At 37.0% G+C, this 19,319-nt stretch carries 12 protein-coding genes, 2 tRNA genes and 2 rRNA genes (1 of these 16 only partly in view); 9 read left to right on the forward strand and 7 right to left on the reverse strand.

What is annotated here, in order from left to right; genetic code table 11:
• From DVK85_RS01915 to DVK85_RS01930, 4 genes are all read right to left on the reverse strand, one after another.
• Window positions 1-1,282: ribosomal RNA gene (locus tag DVK85_RS01915) — 23S ribosomal RNA — on the reverse strand; it reaches 1,594 nt to the left of the window's first position.
• A gap of 134 nt (window positions 1,283-1,416) precedes the next feature.
• A tRNA-Ala gene (locus tag DVK85_RS01920) sits at window positions 1,417-1,490 on the reverse strand.
• A 134-nt stretch (window positions 1,491-1,624) separates the two neighbouring features.
• Window positions 1,625-1,698: transfer RNA gene (locus DVK85_RS01925), tRNA-Ile, on the reverse strand.
• 183 nt (window positions 1,699-1,881) lie between these two features.
• A 16S ribosomal RNA gene (locus tag DVK85_RS01930) occupies window positions 1,882-3,399 on the reverse strand.
• Together the 16S and 23S rRNA genes with 2 tRNA genes alongside form the textbook arrangement of a ribosomal RNA operon.
• A gap of 893 nt (window positions 3,400-4,292) precedes the next feature.
• Between DVK85_RS01930 and DVK85_RS01935 the strand changes: the two genes are divergently transcribed.
• The 7 genes from DVK85_RS01935 (at window position 4,293) to rplT (ending at window position 12,438) form a co-directional block, all read left to right on the forward strand.
• A complete protein-coding gene (locus DVK85_RS01935; RefSeq protein WP_240339554.1) occupies window positions 4,293-6,131 on the forward strand; it encodes an alpha,alpha-trehalase in 1,839 nt (612 codons plus the stop codon).
• Window positions 6,132-6,257: 126 nt separating this feature from the next.
• Window positions 6,258-6,752 carry a hypothetical protein gene (locus tag DVK85_RS01940; RefSeq protein WP_114676819.1) on the forward strand — a complete coding sequence of 165 codons (495 nt, stop codon included), beginning with the start codon at window positions 6,258-6,260 and terminating at the stop codon, window positions 6,750-6,752.
• A 98-nt stretch (window positions 6,753-6,850) separates the two neighbouring features.
• Entirely contained in the window at window positions 6,851-9,070 is a 2,220-nt protein-coding gene (locus DVK85_RS01945; RefSeq protein WP_114676820.1) for an AAA family ATPase, read from the forward strand.
• A gap of 91 nt (window positions 9,071-9,161) precedes the next feature.
• On the forward strand, window positions 9,162-11,108 hold the full coding sequence (gene thrS, locus DVK85_RS01950) for a threonine--tRNA ligase (RefSeq protein ID WP_114676821.1): 1,947 nt from the start codon (window positions 9,162-9,164) through the stop codon (window positions 11,106-11,108).
• Window positions 11,109-11,141: 33 nt separating this feature from the next.
• Window positions 11,142-11,690, forward strand: a complete 549-nt coding sequence (gene infC, locus DVK85_RS01955; RefSeq protein ID WP_114676822.1) for a translation initiation factor IF-3 — start codon at window positions 11,142-11,144, stop codon at window positions 11,688-11,690.
• 110 nt (window positions 11,691-11,800) lie between these two features.
• Window positions 11,801-11,998 (forward strand): 50S ribosomal protein L35, encoded by a 198-nt coding sequence (gene rpmI, locus DVK85_RS01960; RefSeq protein WP_114676823.1) that lies wholly within the window; start codon window positions 11,801-11,803, stop codon window positions 11,996-11,998.
• 95 nt (window positions 11,999-12,093) lie between these two features.
• Window positions 12,094-12,438, forward strand: coding sequence for a 50S ribosomal protein L20 (gene rplT / locus DVK85_RS01965; protein ID WP_114676824.1), 345 nt, complete (start codon window positions 12,094-12,096; stop codon window positions 12,436-12,438).
• A 108-nt stretch (window positions 12,439-12,546) separates the two neighbouring features.
• On the opposite strand, the gene DVK85_RS01970 is transcribed toward rplT, so the two are convergent.
• Window positions 12,547-13,059: a DUF4833 domain-containing protein gene (locus DVK85_RS01970; RefSeq protein ID WP_114676825.1), complete on the reverse strand. Its 513-nt coding sequence runs from the start codon at window positions 13,057-13,059 to the stop codon at window positions 12,547-12,549.
• An 88-nt stretch (window positions 13,060-13,147) separates the two neighbouring features.
• On the opposite strand from DVK85_RS01970, the gene DVK85_RS01975 reads away from it, so the two are divergent.
• On the forward strand, window positions 13,148-13,465 hold the full coding sequence (locus tag DVK85_RS01975) for a hypothetical protein (protein ID WP_114676826.1): 318 nt from the start codon (window positions 13,148-13,150) through the stop codon (window positions 13,463-13,465).
• Between the two features lie 12 nt (window positions 13,466-13,477).
• Here the strand turns inward: DVK85_RS01975 and DVK85_RS01980 are convergent, their stop codons facing one another.
• Window positions 13,478-14,740 (reverse strand): asparagine synthetase B, encoded by a 1,263-nt coding sequence (locus tag DVK85_RS01980; protein WP_114676827.1) that lies wholly within the window; start codon window positions 14,738-14,740, stop codon window positions 13,478-13,480.
• A 252-nt stretch (window positions 14,741-14,992) separates the two neighbouring features.
• On the opposite strand from DVK85_RS01980, the gene ppsA reads away from it, so the two are divergent.
• The gene (ppsA, locus tag DVK85_RS01985) at window positions 14,993-17,434 is read left to right on the forward strand and encodes a phosphoenolpyruvate synthase (protein WP_114676828.1); all 2,442 of its coding nucleotides are present in this window, start codon (window positions 14,993-14,995) and stop codon (window positions 17,432-17,434) included.
• Between the two features lie 195 nt (window positions 17,435-17,629).
• Here ppsA and dnaB read toward each other — a convergent pair whose 3' ends face one another.
• Window positions 17,630-19,171 carry a replicative DNA helicase gene (dnaB, locus tag DVK85_RS01990; protein ID WP_114676829.1) on the reverse strand — a complete coding sequence of 514 codons (1,542 nt, stop codon included), beginning with the start codon at window positions 19,169-19,171 and terminating at the stop codon, window positions 17,630-17,632.
• Between the last annotated feature and the right edge of the window lie 148 nt (window positions 19,172-19,319).

Below are 19,319 nucleotides of genomic sequence, written 5' to 3' on the forward strand. Positions count from 1 at the left end.
TACATTTTCTTTTCTATACGCTCCAGCAATACTCACATATCACCTTCGACGCCTATAGAATGCTCCCCTACCACTTGTAATAAATTACAAATCCATAGCTTCGGTAGTATACTTATGCCCGATTATTATCCATGCTCGTCCGCTCGACTAGTGAGCTGTTACGCACTCTTTAAATGAATGGCTGCTTCCAAGCCAACATCCTAGCTGTCTGGGCAGACAAACCTCGTTTTTTCAACTTAGTATACATTTGGGGACCTTAGCTGATGGTCTGGGTTCTTTCCCTCTCGGACATGGACCTTAGCACCCATGCCCTCACTACTGGTTATCATTATATAGCATTCGGAGTTTGTCAGGAATTGGTAGGCGGTGAAGCCCCCGCATCCAATCAGTAGCTCTACCTCTATATAACTAAATCCAGCGCTGCACCTAAATGCATTTCGGGGAGTACGAGCTATTTCCGAGTTTGATTGGCCTTTCACCCCTACCCACAGGTCATCCCAAGACTTTTCAACGTCAACGGGTTCGGACCTCCACTATGTGTTACCACAGCTTCATCCTGCCCATGGGTAGATCACACGGTTTCGCGTCTACCATTACTGACTAAAGCGCCCTATTCAGACTCGCTTTCGCTACGGATCCACACCTGAAGTGCTTATCCTTGCCAGCAACGGTAACTCGTAGGCTCATTATGCAAAAGGCACGCCGTCACCCCAGAAGGGCTCCGACCGCTTGTAGGCGTATGGTTTCAGGATCTTTTTCACTCCGTTATTCACGGTTCTTTTCACCTTTCCCTCACGGTACTGGTTCACTATCGGTCTCTCAGGAGTATTTAGCCTTGGCGGATGGTCCCGCCGGATTCAGACAGGGTTTCACGTGCCCCGCCCTACTCAGGATACCAATATGTTTTACGTTTATTACTTATACGGGACTATCACCCTCTGTGGTGCAACTTTCCAGATGCTTCTAATTCTTTGCGCAAACAATGTCTTGGTCCTACAACCCCAACTATGCCGTAACACAGTTGGTTTGGGCTGTTCCGCTTTCGCTCGCCACTACTTACGGAATCACTTTTGTTTTCTTCTCCTCCGCCTACTTAGATGTTTCAGTTCAGCGGGTTTACCTCCTTTCGGATACTATGTCTTCAACATAGTGGGTTGCCCCATTCGGATATCTGCGGATTAATTCGTGTGTGCCAATCCCCGCAGCTTTTCGCAGCTTATCACGTCCTTCTTCGCCTCTGAGAGCCACAGGCATTCCCCATACGCCCTTATTTTGCTTATTGTACTTTTGTACTGTATAAATATATACAGCACCTTTATGCTTTCTATATTTTTCTACTTTGTTTTTTATCGCAATATGTCAATGAACTTGTAGCGTATTGCTACTGATAATTATTATCAGCAACTTTAGCTGTTGTGGAGAATATCGGAGTCGAACCGATGACCTCCTGCGTGCAAGGCAGGCGCTCTAGCCAGCTGAGCTAATCCCCCGTGTTTGTTGCTTGTTACCAGTAGCAGTTTGCAGCATATGATAACGTGCTCACTTTACGTGTAATCACTCAACTTCTAAAATTTCCTTTTCTTTTGAATTGAAGAGCTTTTTTTATGCCATATGGCGTAATTAGTAGTCCCGGGCAGACTCGAACTGCCGACCCCAACATTATCAGTGTTGTACTCTAACCAGCTGAGCTACGAGACTTTTTAAAGTTTTAAGTATTAGTGGTTAGGTATTAAGATGCAGTGCATCCGCTATCTTATTACTTGGTACTTAATTCTTTGTACTTTTTCAGCTCTCTTCTTCTTTATTTTATATTTGAACTAACAGCGAGAGTAAGTTGTCTTACTTTTCTCGTTTTTTAACATCTGAGGATCGTGTCTCTAGAAAGGAGGTGTTCCAGCCGCACCTTCCGGTACGGCTACCTTGTTACGACTTAGCCCCAGTTACCAGTTTTACCCTAGGCAGCTCCTTGCGGTCACCGACTTCAGGTACCCCCAGCTTCCATGGCTTGACGGGCGGTGTGTACAAGGCCCGGGAACGTATTCACCGGATCATGGCTGATATCCGATTACTAGCGATTCCAGCTTCATGGAGTCGAGTTGCAGACTCCAATCCGAACTGTGACCGGTTTTGTAGATTCGCTCCCACTCACGTGGTGGCTGCTCGCTGTACCGGCCATTGTAGCACGTGTGTAGCCCAGGACGTAAGGGCCGTGATGATTTGACGTCATCCCCACCTTCCTCTCAGTTTGCACTGGCAGTCTTGTTAGAGTTCCCGACTTGACTCGCTGGCAACTAACAACAGGGGTTGCGCTCGTTATAGGACTTAACCTGACACCTCACGGCACGAGCTGACGACAACCATGCAGCACCTTGTAAAGTGTCCGAAGAAAAACCTGTTTCCAAGTCTGTCACTCTACATTTAAGCCCTGGTAAGGTTCCTCGCGTATCATCGAATTAAACCACATGCTCCACCGCTTGTGCGGGCCCCCGTCAATTCCTTTGAGTTTCAAACTTGCGTTCGTACTCCCCAGGTGGGATACTTATCACTTTCGCTTAGCCACTCAGTATTGCTACCGAACAGCTAGTATCCATCGTTTACGGCGTGGACTACCAGGGTATCTAATCCTGTTCGCTACCCACGCTTTCGTCCATCAGCGTCAATGTATTGTTAGTAACCTGCCTTCGCAATTGGTATTCCATGTAATCTCTAAGCATTTCACCGCTACACTACATATTCTAGTTACTTCACAATAATTCAAGTTCTACAGTATCAATGGCAGTTCGACAGTTGAGCTGCCGGATTTCACCACTGACTTATAAAACCGCCTACGGACCCTTTAAACCCAATGATTCCGGATAACGCTTGGATCCTCCGTATTACCGCGGCTGCTGGCACGGAGTTAGCCGATCCTTATTCTTATGGTACCGTCAAGCTCCTTCACGAAGGAGGGTTTCTTCCCATATAAAAGCAGTTTACAATCCGTAGGACCGTCATCCTGCACGCGGCATGGCTGGTTCAGGCTTGCGCCCATTGACCAATATTCCTCACTGCTGCCTCCCGTAGGAGTCTGGTCCGTGTCTCAGTACCAGTGTGGGGGATCTCCCTCTCAGGACCCCTACCCATCATTGCCTTGGTATGCCGTTACCATACCAACTAGCTAATGGGACGCATGCTCATCTTGTACCGATAAATCTTTAATATGATAGTGATGCCAAAATCATATACTATAAGGTATTAATCCAAATTTCTCTGGGCTATCCCTCTGTACAAGGTAGATTGCATACGCGTTACGCACCCGTGCGCCGGTCTCTAAGGAGCAAGCTCCTTATACCCCTCGACTTGCATGTGTTAGGCCTGCCGCTAGCGTTCATCCTGAGCCAGGATCAAACTCTTCATCGTATATTTTAAATATTTTTACGATCTGTATCTCAGGTGTTTTTTTTCGATAAAATCAAGTTTTCTTACTCTCTCTTATGCTGTCAATTCAATATGTCTATGAACGTGTCTTCTTATTCGTATCGCTTAACTATTGTGCCTTGCGGCGTTGTTTGTTAAAGCGAGTGCAAAAGTACAACTTCTTTTTTAACTGGCAAGCTTTTCTGAAAAAAAATTTACTTTTTTTTCGCTGCCCTTTTTAAGTGTTTTTCAGTTTTGCAATGATCACCATTCCTCTCGGTTTGGGTGGGCAAAGATACTATCTTTTTCCTTTATCTTGCAAATCTTTTTTTGCTTTTTTTTAAGGGCTGCCTTTTTATTTTTTTAAACGCTTACTTATAGTAAGAACCTAATGTTTTTAAGGGTTGCCGTTGTCAATATGTCGTATGAACTTCGCCTTGAATGCGGGTGCAAATGTAAGAACTTTATTTTCTCTTGCAAGCTTTTTTTTTGCCTTTTTTGAAAGTTTTTGGTAACCTTTCAATAACACTCTGAAAACATTAAAGTTACAATAAAAAAAATATTGAATTTCATTTATCTTGATCCCCTTTACTATTTCTACGTCTTGTGATAATTCCTTAATTATAACCTGCTATAATTTTCAATCCGTTAAAAACACACTAACGATATGTTAAGCAGTCTTATTAATATAGTATGAGGCATAGATATTTATTACTTTTATAGTTTATGCCTTTTTAATTCATTTAATGAAGACCTCCCAAAAACAATATTAACCTAACATCTAATATATAATTCGTTTACTTTTCGCGACACCTCTTATACTATACCTATATATGAATTGTAATAAAAAATTTATTGAAGAACAAACTATTTTCAATTTGCCTGTAAACAAAACTATGGATGACTTACTGTCTGGTTATGATACTGACGGTGATAAAAAAATAACCAAAGACGATGCTCCGCAAAAAGACTATTATATGATGAGTACTAATGGTGACACTATTATATTAAGAAACACCTATTATATATCTAATCTTTTGCAGGAACTGGCTATTGCACATGAAGAGCATTGTGAAAACCTGACGATATCGCTTAGCCAAATACAAGAACCTCCTGCCGAACGTATATCTCGGCGCATTCGAAGTCATTTTTGGGATAACCTTACGCGTACTATTGATGCGAAAGGATTAGAACGCATTATGGATGATGAAAAAATGGATGATGATCATCAGCGTATTTATGTACCTTATAATGATAGTGTAGGTATTGAGTATTTTCTCGGGTTGCAAAAAAAAAGACGTAATCTTGAAGTAGTAATACTCCCACCCGAAATTACTCCCGAATATGTACGTTCTATTAATGAGTTGCCAGGTATTCTTTCTTTAAAAATTGAGAATGGTAAAGGTGTACCTTTTGTTGTGCCTGGTGGACGCTTTAATGAAATGTATGGTTGGGATAGTTATTTTGAAGGTATAGGTCTTATAATAGATGATCGATTAGATCTTGCAAAGGCAATGGTCGATAACTTTTGCTACCAAATAGAACATTATGGTAAAATATTAAATGCTAATCGTTCCTACTATCTTACGCGCACACAACCTCCGTTCTTATCGTCATTTATAAGAGAGGTATATACTGCTATGCCTAATAAAGATGAAAATAAAGAATGGCTTGCCTACAGTTTATCAATAGCGATAAAGGAATATGAAAATGTATGGATGAATGGTAAACGTTATACTCCCGAAACTGGGCTTAACCGCTATTATGCCGAAGGCATAGGTATTCCGCCCGAAACTGAACCTGGACATTTTAGAGTTATACTACAAGAACATGCTGACAGCTATAATTTACCTGTACTTAAGTTTGAAGAAAAATATAAGAGTGGCGAAATTAAAGACAGTACACTAGATTGCTATTTTGTGCACGACCGTACCCTTCGCGAAAGCGGGCACGATACTACATGGCGACTAGACAACGTAGCTGCCGACTTGAATTGTGTAGATGTGAACTCCTTATTATATAAGTATGAGAAAGATTTTGAATTTTTAATCGCTACTTACTTTAATGAGAGTTTTATCACTGAGAGTGGACAAACCTACACTAACGAATATTGGCACGAGAAAACAGTTACTCGAAAAATACGCATGAAGCAATATTTATGGGATGATGAAAAGCAATGCTATTTTGATTATAACATTAAAACAAAAAAGCAAATAGACTTTATGGCTGCAACCAATTTCTTTCCGCTTTGGGCAGGGTTATGTACTAAGGAAGATGCAGCGCATCTTGTACCTATATTAATGAGTGAACTGAAAGCACAGGGTGGCATACTAGGATCGAGTAGAGCATCGACAGAAAAATATTCTAACGGACTGGTGAATCGGCAATGGGACTACCCTTACGGGTGGGCACCACATCAAATGTTATTATGGAAAGGACTTATAGATTATGGCTATGAAACCGAAGCCCGCGAAATGATATACCGCTGGTTATGGACGATAACTCAAAATGCAGTAGACTATAATGGTACAATACCCGAAAAATATGATGTGGTAGCCAGTACACATAAAGTATATGCTGAGTATGGAAACGTAGGGACTGAGTTTGCCTACATTACCAAATCGGGGTTTGGGTGGATGAATGCTTCTTACCAATACGGGCTGAGCTTGCTTGACGATGAGTATATACAAAAGCTGGATAACTTAGAAAATCCCGATACTATATTTAAAGTATAGATTATACGTTTATCATATTGAGGAACGAAGCACTATACCTTATTTATAAATATTACTTATTTCCTAATTTATTATATACCGTAAAGCATAAAATTCCTACTTTTATGCTTTCAAAAAACAGTTATTATGAACGATGCACATTTTCACCTTGCGGTGAACCATTTACCTATTATTATCCCTATTGTTGGCTTGCTTGTTATGCTTGGCGGTTTCATTACGCGCTCGGCAGTTGTAAAGCGTACCGCCTATTGTATATTTATATTGGGTGCTTTATGTACCATTCCTGCTGCTGTATCGGGCGAAGGTGCCGAAGAAGTTGTAGAACACTTAAATATTGCCGACCATCACATTATACACGAACATGAAGAGGTTGCCGAAACATTTATACTGTGCTCTTACCTGCTTGGCGGATTAGCATTACTAGGACTATGGGCAAACATAAAAAGAAAAACTTTTAGCAGCGCTATAAGTATAGTAACTATAGTATTTAGCCTTGTAGTATTATTTTTAGGTAGTAACGCAGCGACTACAGGAGGCGAAATTCGTCATACCGAAATACGTAATGATAGCGGTGGCGATACACACGATGATGAACATGAAGATCATAACGACGATCATTAAAATATGAAATCCGCTTTACAGCGGATTTTATATTTTAGTTAATCTTTAAATTTATCCAAAATTAAAAGTAATTTAGTGTTTTAACAAATCATCCAACTATGATTCAATCAATTACCTTAAAAAACACTGCTACTTATGACAATAACGGTATTACCATAAGTAATCTCAAAAAAATCAATTTCATTTATGGTGCAAATGGAAGCGGAAAAACAACAATAAGCAACTTTTTACATAATCCAAAAAATTCAAATTATAATGATTGTGAAATAAAGTGGACAAATGATACTCCATATAGAACATTAGTTTATAATAAAAGTTTTAGAGACCAAAATTTTACCAATAGTGAAATAAATGGAGTGTTTACTATTGGTCAAGCTACTCAAGAAGAAATAGAGAATATTGATAAAAAGAAAGTAGAACTTGAAGAACTTAAATCTGAATTGACTCAGAAACTTGATTTGCGTAAAACACGAAATAAAACTCTACAAAACGAACAGAAGCAATTCAAAGAAGATATATGGAATATAGCATATAAAAAGTATGAAGATAATTTCAAACCTGCTTTTACAGGTTTTATGAGAAAAGAGGCTTTTAGCACTAAAGTACTTAGAGAGTTTGGGGATAACATATCTCCTATGCTTACTAAAGAAGAATTAGTATCTAAATCTAAAACCATATTTGACAGCAAAATAGAGCTATATGTAAGCTTATCTATTCCTAATTATCAAGATTTATTAAATATAAATAATGATGTTATCTGGAATAAAAAAATAATTGGTAAATCAGATGTAGATATAGCTAAACTAATTCAAAAACTAAATATAAATGATTGGGTAAATGAAGGGAGAAGCTATTTAAAAGATGATAACATATGCCCTTTTTGCCAACAAGAAACTATTTCTGACAGTTTCAAATTACAGTTAGAAGAGTATTTTGACAAGTCTTTTATGGACGATATAACCCTTTTAAATAATAACTATCAAAATTACATAAGGTTATCCAACAACATTTTAGGCGAATTATATCAAATTGAATCAACTGAAAAAAACAATCCGAACACAAAATTAAGTATGCAAAGTTTCTCTGCACATTTAAAAACGTTAGAAAGCCAACTAAACATAAATAAAGAATTAATTTCCAACAAAGAAAAAGAGCCTAGTAGATCTATTACCCTACAATCGATTGAAGAACAATTAAAAGTTATAGAACAAGAACTTAGAAATTGTAATAAAGAAATCGACAACCATAATAAAATAATTAATAATCTCACAAGAGAAAAAGATAAACTAATATCATGCATTTGGAAATACTTAGTAGAAGAAAATAAAACATCTATAGATAATTATACAAAGAAAACGACAGGAATTACGGGTGGTATTAATACTCTGAATTTACAAATTGATGAATTAAAATCGAAAATAAGAGATTTAAATAACGAAATAATTGAAGGTACCAAAAATATTACAAGTGTTCAGCCAACTATTGATGAAATAAACAGAACTCTTACATCTTTTGGGTTTTTAAATTTCCATATAGTCCCTTCAAGCATTGACAGCAATCATTATCAAATACAAAGAGAAAATGGAATCTTAGCGGAGTCAACATTAAGTGAAGGAGAAATAACCTTCATAACATTTCTATACTTTTTACAATTATGCAAAGGAAGTATCTCTAAGGAGAATATTACAGAAGATAGAATTCTTGTTATTGATGATCCTATATCAAGCTTAGACAGTAATGTTTTATTTATTGTTAGCTCACTATTAAAAGAGATAATTAAAAAAATTAAAGACGATAATTCTAATATCAAGCAACTTATTCTTTTAACACATAATGTGTATTTTCATAAAGAGGTTTCTTTTATTGATGGAAGAACAGAAAAATGCAAGCACACACATTTTTGGGTTTTAAGAAAGAAAGATAAATCTTCTTTAATTCAAAGTTTTGAAATGAAAAACCCTATTGAAACATCCTATGGTCTGTTATGGGAGGAAATAAAAAACAGGGATAAAAGTTCTAACATCTCCATTCAAAACACAATGAGAAGAATCATAGAAAACTATTTTAAATTATTAGGAAAGTATGGTAATGATGATTTGATTAATAAGTTTAGTAATTTGGAAGAAAAAGAAATCTGCAAATCTCTAATTAGCTGGATAAATGACGGGTCACATACTATTCCTGATGACTTATTTATAGAAAAACAAGATGTTATAATTGAAAATTATTTTACTGTTTTTAAAAATATATTTATTCATACTGATCATGAAGGACATTTTAATATGATGATGGGAGAAAACCAAAAAAATTCAGCATAAAAAAGTATCTCATTAAAATAAATCTATCGATAATTTCCTATTGCACTACTCCCCCTAATCCCCTATCTTTGCTATCCATAAAATTTTAATAATGATACATATTACATTACCGGACGGTTCGGTCAAAGAATTCAACGCTGGGGTATCGCCCCACGATGTTGCCATGAGCATTAGTGAAGGTTTAGCAAGAAATATTATTTCGGCTTCCTTTAATGGTACAACTGTTGAAACCAAGACCCCTTTGACGACGGACGGTTCGCTAATATTATATACATGGAATGACAAAGAGGGTAAAAAGGCTTTTTGGCACTCCTCTTCGCACGTTTTGGCACAAGCATTACAGGAGCTTTACCCAGGCGTTAAGCTTACTATTGGTCCTGCCATAGAGAATGGTTTTTATTATGACGTAGATTTTGGCGACCATGTAGTGGGCGATAAAGATTTTAAAGCCATAGAAGATAAAGTACTTGCCATAGCGCGCGAAAAACATGAGTTTACTATGCGTTCGGTTACCAAAGCCGAAGCATTAGAAATGTATAAAAAAGAGGATAACCCTTATAAAGTAGAACTGATAGAAAACCTGGAAGATGGTACTATCACGTTTTGCGACCACAGCACCTTTACCGACCTTTGTCGTGGTGGACACATCCCGAACACGGGTATCATCAAGGCAATGAAGGTAATGAGCGTAGCAGGGGCTTACTGGCGTGGCGACGAGAAGAACAAACAACTTACACGTGTGTATGGTATCTCGTTCCCGAAACAAAAAGATTTAAAAGAGTACCTAGAACTACTGGAAGAGGCAAAACGTCGCGACCACCGTAAACTGGGTAAAGAATTAGAGTTGTTTACTTTTTCGCAAAAAGTAGGTCAAGGACTGCCATTATGGCTGCCAAAAGGAGCTGCACTACGCGATCGCCTAGAGCAGTTTTTAAAGAAAGCACAAAAGAAAGCCGGATATGAGCAGGTGGTAACACCGCACATTGGGCAAAAAGAATTATATGTAACATCAGGACACTATGCTAAGTATGGTGCTGATAGTTTTCAGCCAATACACACGCCAAACGAAGGTGAGGAGTTTTTGCTAAAACCGATGAACTGTCCGCACCACTGCGAGATATATAACAGTAAACCTTGGTCGTATAAAGATTTACCAAAGCGTTATGCAGAGTTTGGTACCGTATATCGTTATGAGCAAAGTGGTGAGTTACATGGTTTAACACGTGTACGTGGCTTTACTCAAGATGATGCTCACATATTCTGTACGCCAGATCAGCTTGACGAGGAATTCAAAAAAGTAATTGACTTAGTACTGTATGTATTCGGTTCGCTTGGTTTTGATAACTTTAGCGCGCAAGTATCGCTTCGCGATAAAGAGAACAGAGATAAATACATCGGATCTGACGAAAACTGGGAAAAAGCAGAAAATGCGATTATTAATGCTGCTAAAGACAAAGGGCTTAATACGGTTGTAGAATATGGTGAAGCTGCTTTTTATGGCCCTAAACTTGACTTTATGGTTAAGGATGCGTTGGGTCGGCAGTGGCAATTGGGTACTATTCAGGTAGATTATAACCTACCAGAACGATTTGACTTGACCTATAAAGGTTCTGATAATGAGTTGCATCGACCAATTATGATTCACCGTGCACCATTTGGTTCTATGGAACGATTTATCGCGATATTACTAGAAAATACAGGCGGAAACTTCCCGCTTTGGCTAATGCCAGAGCAAGCTATCATACTGTCTCTTAGTGAGAAATATGAAAATTATGCTAAAAAAGTTTTAGAATTGCTGGAAAATCACGAAATTCGCGCCCTAATTGATAACCGAAACGAGACTATTGGCAAAAAAATTCGCGAAGCTGAAGTACAGAAACTGCCGTTTATGCTGATAGTTGGTGAGGAAGAAGAGAAGAATGGAACGATTTCTGTACGTCGTCATGGCGATGCAGGTAAGTCGAACCAAAGTATGACAATAGAGGAATTTGCTTCCGTAGTAGCGGAAGAGGTTAATAAAACATTAAAGCCTTTTTAAATAAGTTTAATTTAAAATTTTAAAGCCATAGCTATAAGAAACAACAGAGGTTACCAACCTCGAGTAGAAAAGAAAGACGCACACAGGACTAATAATGCCATCCGAGTACCTGAAGTGAGGCTTGTGGGAGAAAACGTAGAAACCGGAGTGTATAAAACATCGGAAGCCCTACGAATGGCCGAACAGCAAGAGTTTGACTTAGTGGAAATTTCCCCTAATGCTACACCTCCTGTATGTAAAATAATGGATTATAAGAAGTTTCTTTACGAGCAAAAGAAACGAGAGAAGATGCTAAAGGCAAAATCTACACAGATTACGGTTAAAGAAATTCGTTTCGGACCGCAAACGGATGAGCATGATTATGAATTTAAGAGAAAAAATGCTGAAAAGTTCCTTAAAGAGGGATCTAAACTTAAAGCATTTGTATTTTTTAAAGGACGTTCTATCATCTATAAAGAACAAGGACAGATATTACTTCTTAGACTTGCACAAGACTTAGAAGAGTATGGAAAAGTAGAAGCTATGCCAGTTCTTGAAGGTAAAAGAATGATTATGTTTATCGCTCCTAAGAAAAAGAAATAAGAAAAGTCATAAAGTTTTTAAAGTCGAAAGTTGTAAAGTCAACAATATTATTCTTTAAAAATTTACGACTAAAAATAAGTAAGTAAGAATAAATTAAATACAGGAAGAAAATGCCTAAAATGAAAACTAAATCTAGTGCCAAGAAACGCTTTAAAGTTACAGGCTCTGGAAAAATCAAAAGAAAGCACGCTTTTAAAAGTCACATCCTGACTAAGAAAAGTAAGAAGCGTAAGCTTGCCCTTACTCATTCAACTTTGGTTCACAAAACAGATGAGAAGAGTATCAAACAGCAATTATTGTTAAGATAATAGCTATTTCGGTTAACTAAATTAATAACCCTGGAGTATGGCCTATTAAGTTTCTGTAAATAACAGAACGCCTGCTACAAAAACAAAAGAAAATTATGCCAAGATCAGTAAATTCAGTAGCTTCAAGAGCACGTAGAAAAAGAGTGTTGAAGCAAGCCAAAGGATACTTTGGAAGACGTAAAAACGTTTGGACAGTAGCCAAAAATGCGGTAGAAAAAGCAATGGTTTATGCTTACCGTGACAGAAAACAAAAAAAGAGAAACTTCCGCGCTTTATGGATTATGCGTATTAACGCTGGTGCAAGACTTCATGGAATGAACTATTCTCAATTTATGGGTAAAGTAAAAGGTGCAGGTATCGAATTGAACCGTAAAGTTCTTGCCGACCTTGCAATGAACCACCCAGAAGCGTTTACTGCAATTGTAAACCAGGTTAAATAAAAACGTTTTATAAAAACAATATATTTATTTCTTACTTATAAACAAACCCGCTCAATGAGCGGGTTTGTTGTTTTTTATAACAACTATACTAAAAGTGACTTTTTAATATTATGAAGGGTAAAATCGTTCTACAATATCTTTTCCTTTCAATTTATCTTTTCCGTAAAAGTCAATATAATCAACTTTAGTTCCCGTTTTATTAGTAAACAAAAACATTTTTTTTAGAATAATACTCTTACCGTTAACACTTACAGTTACATAGGGTTCTTTATTTTTATCTACCTCTAATACCAACTTTTTTTGTGGGTAGGCTGCCAAGGTAAATGTACACGATTTCTCAGAAGTTTTATCAAGCTCTACTCCATAAGCCATTTTTCGCTGTATCACGGTTAGATCTTCTTTAATACCACCTTTGGTATAAACAATACGATATACAATTACAGGCCCTTTATCGTCTAATTTTCCGTTTTTAATATCTGCGTCATATACATAAGTATTATGGTTATTACTATGTTGTATATAAAAAAGGTTATTAGCTTTTAATGGCGGTACTGGGTAATCGCTTTGAGCATTCGTAAGCTGTACAAATAAGCAGGTTATTATAATTAGTATCTTTTTCATGGATGCACTTTTACCAAATATAAAGAATTAGTACGCACATATAACTGATTTTTAGTATTTTTAGCAATAAACACTTAAACTTATAATTATGAAAACCGACCGTTATACTAAAATTATTCTTACTGTTATTGCTGCCTGTTTAATTGTCAATATTCTTGAAAAAATTGACATTATACCCAAAGCTTATGCTAACGGTTCTGAAAAAGCTACACCTTTAAACAGTAACTATGCAGTAGTGCCTGTTAATGAAGATGGGAGTATTAATGTAACTGTAAATACTACTACACCAATGGATGTTAATTTAGTTAGGATTAGTACAAATGACGACCTCGACGTAAATGTAAATATAGAAAAAATAGGTGGACGTTATGTATACGGAGAGATACCTGTAACGGTAAAGCAGTAATCGAAGCTTCTATTAGGTTTTCAATTTCTTCTTTCTTGCAGCAGGAAAAAGCACATTATTAAGTATTAATCTATATCCAGGAGAGTTAGGATGTAAATCTAATACCGTTGGTGCATCTCCTACTCTATGCTGATAATCTTCAGGGTCGTGACCTCCATAAAAAGTAAACATCCCTTTACCTTTTGTTCCATGTATGTAGCGCGCTTCGTTATTCTGTTTATTTTCTCCCATTACTAATATGTTTGATTTTACCTTATCACCTCTAAAGGCTGTGGTTTGTCCCATAAAGCCTTTTACAAGTTGAGTATGGTTTTGGCATAACATAGTAGGAATAGGATCCCACTTGGCAGAGTATTCCATTAAAGTAAAATAGTCATTATCTGGTAATATGCGTCTGTCCCCAGTAGTGTCAATATCTGAGAACTCATAAGCCATAGGGTTACGCTCTAATATAAAATCTTTAAAAGCAAATGAATTATTATAGTCTATTCTCGATTGATAGTTTGCATCACTTGCATCACCATCAAACATTGGTTCGCAAATATCTACACCTTCGGCAGACAGTGCAATATCAAAACTATCGGTAGCCGAGCACATAGCAAACATAAAACCACCTCCTATAACATAGTCGCGTATTTTATCGGCAACAGCCATTTTTTCTTCCGATACTTTGTTATAACCTAGTCTTGCAGCAAGATCCTCGGCTTCTTTTTTGTGCTGCATATACCAAGGTGCATTGCGGTATGCTCCAAAAAACTTACCATATTGCCCTGTGAAATCTTCATGATGTAAGTGTAACCAATCATATAATAAAAGTGCATCGTTTAATACCTCTTCATCATATATAGTAGTAAACGGAATTTCGGCATACGTAAGCACCATTGTAACAGCGTCATCCCAAGGTTGTTTGCCTGGCGGTGAGTAAACCGCAATTTTAGGAGCTTTTTCTAGTATTACCGTTTCCATGTTTTGTGACGGACTGCTTATCTCGTCTAATATACCATTCGCTTCGGCATCGCTTAGTATTTCGAAGCTAACGCCACGTATTTGGCATTCACGCCTTATCTCTTCGGTATCGGGTAATAAAAAAGAGCCTCCTCTATAATTGAGCAGCCAGCTTGCCTTATAGTTTTTATCAAGTGTCCAGTATGTAATACCATATGCTTTTAAATGATTTACCTGAGATGTTTCATCCATAGGTAGTAAAATCATTGATGCTTTTGCAGTAAATGAAAAAACAAGAAGTAGAACTATATATATCGTTTTTAAACGCATTAGTAACAATTTTAAACCCAAAGATAAACAAATGATTCGTCTTTAATAATAACTTATATAGACACCTTTTATTTTTAATTTACAATAAAAACACATTCCCTATTATAAACTAGATTAATATTGCGAATTTTTTAATAAAAAACTAAACTAAAACGTTTTCGTTAACATTAAAAACAGCATACATTTGCATTTTCTTTAACAGAATGTGTTTTATAGTGCATTCTAATAACTATTTAACAACTACAACACACTATGGGTTTTACACTATTATTAAAAAATGTAGGTATTAATGACCTCCACCGCGTTGGTGGTAAGAATGCCTCTTTAGGAGAAATGCTTCAGAATCTTACAAACCTTGGGGTAAATATTCCCGATGGTTTTGTGGTTACGGTAGCTGCATACAAAGCTTTTTTAAAACATAATTCGCTAGACAAAACCGTTACTGAGACAGTAGATGCTATTGATTATGATGATATAGAGTCTTTACGCAGAGGTGGTATGCATATTAGACAGGCGTTTTTAAATGGTAAATTTCCTGAAGCAATGAGTATTGAAATTGCTGAACGTTATGAAAAACTATCACAACAATATGGTCAAGAAATGACCGATGTTGCTGTACGAAGCTCGGCTACTGCCGAAGATTTACCAGATGCTTCGTTTGCAGGACAACAAGAATCGTACTTAAATGTTCGCGGTGCGCAAACATTAATGGACAGTATAAGAAAATGCTTTGCTTCATTATTTACTGATAGAGCAATTAGCTACAGGCATCGTTTTGGTTATGATTTATTAGAACTTGGATTATCGGTATGTGTACAAAAAATGGTGCGTAGTGATTTAGGAACATCAGGTGTTGCTTTCTCTATAGATACCGAAAGTGGTTTTAAAGATGCTGTAGTGATAAATGGTACATATGGACTTGGCGAAATGCTGGTGCAAGGTGCTATATCTCCAGACGAATTTATAGTATTTAAACCTTTGTTAAAAGAAGGTTACGAATCAGTAATCGAAAAAAAACTGGGCAACAAAGATAAAATGATGATATATGGCGAGGGTGGTGACGAAAGGGTTAAAATAATCCCTACGGAAGAAAAATTCCGCTCACGTTTTTGCCTTGACCAACATAATGTTATCAAACTAGCCCAATGGGTGGTTATTATTGAAGATTATTATACTAAAATAAGAGACAAATGGACTCCTATGGATGTAGAGTGGGCTATAGATGGATTGACTAAAGAGTTATTTATAGTACAAGCAAGACCCGAAACTATACACTCTCAAAAAGAGCAGATTACTACCATTACCGAATATATAATGGAAGACGAAACTCGCCATGAAAAAATAATTACCAAGGGTGTAGCCGTAGGAGACAAAATAGGTAGTGGTAAAGCCAATATTATATTCTCTATGGATAAAAGGGTTACTGAAGGACATGTGTTTACTCCAGGATCTGTATTAGTAACCGAAATGACCGACCCTGACTGGGAACCTATTATGAAAATGGCTTCGGCTATTATTACCAATAAAGGGGGACGTACTTGTCATGCTGCTATTATAGCACGTGAAATGGGAATTCCTGCTATTGTAGGTTGTGGCAATGCTACCGAAGTGATAAAAGAAGGAATGATGGTAACTGCTTCTTGTGCCGAAGGTGATAAGGGATACGTTTATGAAGGTGAAGTAAACTATACTGAAAAAGAACATGACCTTAGCCTTTTACCAAAAGTAAAAACTGATATTATGCTAAATGTGGCTTCGCCAGGTATGGCATTCCAATTCTCTCATTTGCCTAATAAAGGTGTAGGTCTTGCTCGCGAAGAGTTTATTATTAATAATTATATTGAGGTACACCCGTTAGCATTAATGAATCACCGTAAACTTAACGATGCGGAACTTACGGCTGAGATAGAAAAGAAAATAACAGGTTATCCTGATGAAGAAACTTTCTTTATAGATAAGCTAGCCGATGGTGTTGCTAAAATTGCTGCTTCTTTCTACCCTAATAAAACTATAGTACGTTTTTCTGATTTTAAAACTAACGAATACTACAACTTACTTGGGGGTAAATATTATGAGCCAAAAGAAGAAAATCCAATGATAGGTTGGCGTGGTGCATCGCGCTATTACTCTGAGGCATATAAAGAAGCTTTTGGTTTAGAGTGTCGCGCTATTAAAAAAGTGCGTGAAGAAATGGGACTTAAAAACGTAACGGTTATGATACCTTTCTGCCGTACGGTAGAAGAGCTACTACGAGTAACAGAAGTAATGAAAGAGTACGGACTAGTGCGTGGAGAGCATGAACTAGAACTATTCCTTATGGCAGAAGTACCGTCTAACATACTTATGGCTGCTGAGTTTGCAGAACATATTGATGGTTTCTCTATAGGTAGTAACGATCTTACTCAGCTTACACTTGGTCTGGATAGAGATTCATCTTTAGTAGCACATCTTTATGATGAGCGTAACCCCGCAGTAAAACGAATGCTAGAAATGCTTATTACTACGGCTAAAAAAGCAGGTGTAAAAGTGGGTATTTGCGGGCAAGGACCTTCAGATTTTCCAGATTTTGCACAGTTTCTAGTAAGTTTAGGTATCGATAGTATCTCTGTAACACCAGACTCTGTTATAAAAACAGTAACCGCTATTGCAGAAGCTGAACAACTTATAGCAGAGAAAGAAATGACAAAAGCATAAGTAAATTAATCATAATTCTCCATTCACAAAAAAAGCGTATCAGTCTAGTTAACTGATACGCTTTTTACTTTCTGTAAAAATGTATTATTTAAAAGTAATAACCTCAGCGCCAAAAACGGCTATTTCACGTATTTCTTCTGTTATTACCTGCACATCATTATTATCGTTCATAGTCATTCTTTTAAAATATTATTATTAAAACGGCACATCGCCATCATTACCACCACTATTCATATTACTCCCGAAAGCATCATTTGCCGAAGGTAGATTTTTAGTTATAAAGGCACTATTGTCATTCATACTCGAAGGTAACTCATCAAATGGCGAACTAAAATCGTCAAGATTATCAAACTTACCAAGACTACCAATAAACTTAAGCCTAATATTATCAAGACCACCATTACGGTGCTTGGCTACTATAAACTCAGCTTGTCCTTGTGTTGGCGAACGTTCTTCGTCATCCCATTCATCAATTTTATAATATTCAGGACGATAAATAAACGACACAATATCTGCATCTTGTTCTATCGCTCCAGATTCCCTTAAATCTGATAGCAATGGTCTTTTACTCGAACCACGCGTTTCTACTGCACGCGATAACTGTGATAGTGCAATAACTGGAACGTTAAGTTCTTTTGCCAATGCTTTCAGGTTTCGAGAAATAGTAGATATTTCTTGTTCCCTGTTACCACCGTTCTTACCGTTACCACCAGCAGTCATTAACTGCAAGTAATCAATTACAATAAGCCTTATACCATATTGCGAAGCAAGTCTTCGTGCTTTTGCTCTAAGGTCGAATATAGAAAGTGATGGGGTATCATCTATATAAAGTGGTGCTTTTTCTAAATCTTTTACTTTTATACTCAACTGCTCCCATTCGTGCTTTTCAAGTTTACCGGTACGCAATTTCTCTGATGGTAACCCTGTTTCACTCGATATCAAACGGGTAATTAACTGTACTGATGACATCTCTAGCGAGAACAATGCCACTGGATGCCCAGAATCTATAGCAATGTTACGTGCCATAGAAAGTACAAAAGCTGTTTTACCCATACCTGGTCGTGCTGCTATAATAATCAAGTCACTAGGCTGCCAACCAGAAGTTAGTTTATCTAAGTCATTAAAACCTGTAGCAACACCACTTAAACCCTCTTTACCTGCTATTTCTTCAATACGTTTTTTAGCCTGTATTACAAGACTCTGTGCTGTTTCTGAGCTTCGCTTGATATTACCTTGTGTTACTTCATATAATTTAGATTCAGCTTTATCTAGCAGGTCAAAAACATCAGTAGTTTCATCATACGACTCCTCTATAATTTCACTCGAAATCTTTATAAGACTACGCTGTATAAATTTTTGTAGTATAATTCTTGAGTGAAACTCAATATGTGCAGAAGATGATATCTTTTGCGTAAGTTGTATTAAATAAAAATCTCCCCCTGCCAACTCTAGCTTAGCCATTTTTTTAAGCTGTGCCGATACAGTTAACAAGTCTATGGGTTGTGTGTCATTAAAAAGCTCTACAATAGCCTCATAAATGTGTTTGTGGGCATCTTTATAGAAAGCATCGGGTTGAAGAATATCGATAACTTCATCAACCCCCTTTTTGTCGATCATCATTGCTCCTAAAACAGCCTCTTCTAAATCGAGAGCCTGTGGGGGCAATTTTCCTTTCTCAAGGTTGATAATTGTTGACTTATCAACTCTTACCGGGTTCATATTTCTGATATTTTCCATTATGCTAAAGTAGTTAAAATTGAAAAGGGTAGTTTAAGAAATTGTTAAGGCAGATGTGTTGATAAAGTGTTGATAAACCACCCCTTAACTGTTAATAAGTCAAAAAAAATCCGAAGCTGTAAGGCTTCGGATGTATTTTCCCGAAATG

It is taken from the genome of Flavobacterium arcticum (genome assembly GCF_003344925.1).
Taxonomy (GTDB): Bacteria; Bacteroidota; Bacteroidia; order Flavobacteriales; family Flavobacteriaceae; genus Flavobacterium; species Flavobacterium arcticum.